Source organism: Nocardiopsis sp. RV163 (genome assembly GCF_001029525.1).
GTDB lineage: Bacteria > Actinomycetota > Actinomycetes > Streptosporangiales > Streptosporangiaceae > Nocardiopsis > Nocardiopsis dassonvillei.
On sequence record NZ_LEKI01000291.1, the window covers coordinates 1 to 3,232 of the forward strand.

The following is a 3,232-nucleotide window of genomic DNA, read 5'->3' on the forward strand; positions in this document are numbered from 1 at the left end:
TCCCCGAGGAGGGGTTCCCGGAGGAGGAGTTCCCGCGCGCCCCGGAGCCCGCTCCCCGCCGCCGGCCCGAGCCGCCGTCCTTCTCCCGGCCGCGCCCGCGCCGCCGCGTCCGACGCCGCCTCCGCCTGCGCTGGCTCGTCAGCCTGCTGCTGGTCACCGCCCTGGCCGTCCCGGTCGGCACCTGGTCCTGGGTCTGGTACGTGGCCCGCCAGGACGAGCGCACCACCTCCGACGCCATCGTCGTGCTCGGCGCCAGCCAGTACAACGGCGTGCCCTCGCCCGTCTTCGAGGCGCGGCTGCGCCACGCCCAGGTCCTCTACCTGGAGGGCGTGGCCCCGGTCATCGTCACCGTCGGCGGCAAGCTGCCCGGCGACAACTTCACCGAGGCCGCCTCCGGGCGCAACTGGCTGATCGAGGTGGGCGTCCCCCGCTCCCAGATCATCGCGGTGGAGGAGGGGCGCGACACCCTCCAGAGCATCGACGCCGTCGCCGGGGTCTTCGAGGCCAACTCCTGGGACACCGCCATCCTCGTCTCCGACCCCTGGCACAGCCTGCGCTCCGAGCGCATGGCCGCCGACCACGGCATCGAGGCGGGCACCTCGCCCTCGCGGTCGGGACCCGCGGTCATCGAGCGCCGCACACAGCTGTGGTACATCACCAGGGAGACCGCGGCGCTCTGGTACTACTGGATCTTCAACGACAGCAGCGACATCCAGGTCGATGCTGCCTGACCAGCGCGGACGGCGCCCGGGTCGTAGCTGGGAAGTAGGCTGGCTGACACCATGACGAACAACCCCCGCGAAGGCGGAGCACTCGGCTACACCGACGAGGACACCGAGCGCATGGCCCTGGAGAACCGCAAGAACCGGGCCCGCGACCCCTTCGAACGGGACCGGGCCCGAGTCCTGCACAGCGCCGCCCTGCGCCGCCTGGCCGCCAAGACCCAGGTCGTCCAGCCCGGTGTGAGCGACTTCCCGCGCACCCGCCTCACCCACTCCCTGGAGTGCGCCCAGATCGGCCGCGAACTCGGCCAGGCACTGGGCTGCGACCCCGACCTGGTGGAGGCGGCCTGCCTGTCCCACGACCTGGGGCACCCGCCCTTCGGCCACAACGGCGAGCGCGCCCTGGACGAGGCCGCCGCCGACTGCGGCGGGTTCGAGGGCAACGCGCAGAGCCTGCGCCTGCTCGTGCGCCTGGAGGGCAAGGTCATCGACCCCGACGGGCGCAGTGCGGGGCTCAACCTCACCCGCGCCACCCTCGACGCCACCGTCAAGTACCCCTGGCTCCGGGGCGAGGGCGGCGACACCCGCAAGTTCAACTGCTATCCCGACGACATCGCGGTGTTCGACTGGCTGCGCCGGGACGCGCCCCCGGGGCGCACCTGCTTCGAGGCCCAGGTCATGGACTGGGCCGACGACGTCGCCTACTCCGTGCACGACGTCGAGGACGCCCTGCACGCCGGTCTGGTGGACCCCGCGGCCCTGCGCGGCTCCGCCGAGCGCGCCGAGGTCGTGCGGATCGCCGCCGCCGACTACTGCGCCGCCGACCCGGCCGAACTCGACGAGGTCTTCGCCGGCCTGATAGCCCACCCCGCGTGGCCGCGCGAGTTCACCGGCGACCTCGCCTCGCTAGCCGCGCTCAAGAACCTCACCAGCGGGCTCATCGGCCGCTTCTGCCGGGCCGCGGAGGAGGCCACCCGCGCCGCGTACGGTCCCGGGCGCCTCACCCGTTACGGCGGTGACCTCCTGGTGCCCCGCCGCCCCCTTCTGGAGTGCGCCCTGCTCAAGGCGGTCGCCGCCCACTTCGTGCTCTCGCGGGAGGAGGCCCGGGTCTACCAGGCCGAGGAGCGCCGCCTGATCACCGAGCTGGTCGGCCTCCTGTGGAAGAACGCCCCCGAGGGCCTGGACCCGCAGTTCCGCGCCGCCTTCACCGCGGCCGCCGACGACTCCGCCGCCCTGCGCGTGGTCATCGACCAGGTCGCCTCCCTCACCGACACCTCCGCGACCGCGCTGCACGCCGGTCTCACCGGCTGAGCGCGCAGCCGCGCCCGCGTGCCCGCACCCCTTCGCCCCCGTTCCCGCGATCGGGGTGAAGGGGGGTTGACTTCACCGATGTGAGCGCTAACAATGTTGCGCACATCACAGAAGCGCCCCTTCCCGTGCCCGGAGGTGTCGTCCCGGTGAAACCCCCAGGTGGCCGTACCCCCGTCATGGCGGACGTGGCCCGGCTGGCCGGAGTCTCCCACCAGACGGTGTCGCGCGTGGTCAACGGCCACCCCAACGTCCGCGAGGAGACGGTGCTGCGGGTACGCGACGCCATCGAGGAGCTGGGCTACCACCGCAACTCCACCGCGCGTGCCCTGGTCACCCGCCGCACCAACGTGCTCGGCGTCATCGCCTTCGACCCCACGCTCTTCGGCCCGGCGCAGACCCTGGCGGGGATCGAGCGGGCCGCGCGCGAGGCGGGCTACTTCCTGAGCATGGTCAGCCTCGACGACGTGTCGCCCGAAGGAGTGGTCGCGGCGGCCGACTACCTGATCCAGCAGTCGGTCGAGGGCTGCGTGGCGATCGCCCCCCAGCGCGCCCTGGTGGAGGCGCTGGCGGCTTTGCCCGGACCCGGGCCCCTGGTCGCGGTCGAGGGCGGCGAGGGCTCGGGCCTTCCCGTCGTCTGCGTCGACCAGGTCCAGGGCGCCCACGACGCCGTCCGCCACCTGCTCGACCTGGGCCACACGACCGTCCACCACGTGGAGGGCGATCCCCTGTGGCTGGAGTCCGCGGCCCGGGTGGTCGGGTGGCGCCGGGCCCTGGAGGAGGCCGGCGCGCCGGTCCACGAACCGCTCCAAGGGGACTGGAGCCCCCGGTCGGGCTACGAGGTGGGCCTGGCGCTGGTGCGCAGGCGTGCCGAGGGGGAGCGGGTCACGGCGATCTTCGTGGGCAACGACCAGATGGCCATCGGCGTGCTGCGCGCGCTGCACGAGGCGGACCTGCACGTCCCCGGCGACGTCAGCGTGGTCGGCTTCGACGACGTTCCCGAGGCCGAGTACCTGACCCCGTCCCTGACCACCGTCCACCAGGACTTCGCCCAGGTGGGCCGGGAGAGCCTGGCCCTGCTGCTCGCCGAGATCGCCCGGGAGGGACCGGCCGACCCCTCAGGGGCCGAGCGCCGGGTCGTCCCGGCGCGGTTGCGGGTGCGCGGCAGCAGCGGGCCCCCGCCGCCGTGACCCCCTGAGACC

Annotated in this window: 3 protein-coding genes; all 3 read left to right on the top strand. The window is 73.8% G+C overall.

Going from position 1 to position 3,232, the window contains the following annotated elements:
* Positions 1-731: YdcF family protein (locus ABD54_RS26120; RefSeq protein ID WP_200904196.1), on the top strand; the 731-nt coding region annotated here is incomplete at its 5' end.
* Positions 732-782: 51 nt separating this feature from the next.
* Positions 783-2,033 (top strand): deoxyguanosinetriphosphate triphosphohydrolase, encoded by a 1,251-nt coding sequence (locus tag ABD54_RS26125; protein ID WP_047872210.1) that lies wholly within the window; start codon positions 783-785, stop codon positions 2,031-2,033.
* A 176-nt stretch (positions 2,034-2,209) separates the two neighbouring features.
* Positions 2,210-3,220 (top strand): LacI family DNA-binding transcriptional regulator, encoded by a 1,011-nt coding sequence (locus tag ABD54_RS26130; RefSeq protein WP_047872211.1) that lies wholly within the window; start codon positions 2,210-2,212, stop codon positions 3,218-3,220.
* Positions 3,221-3,232: the final 12 nt, after the last annotated feature.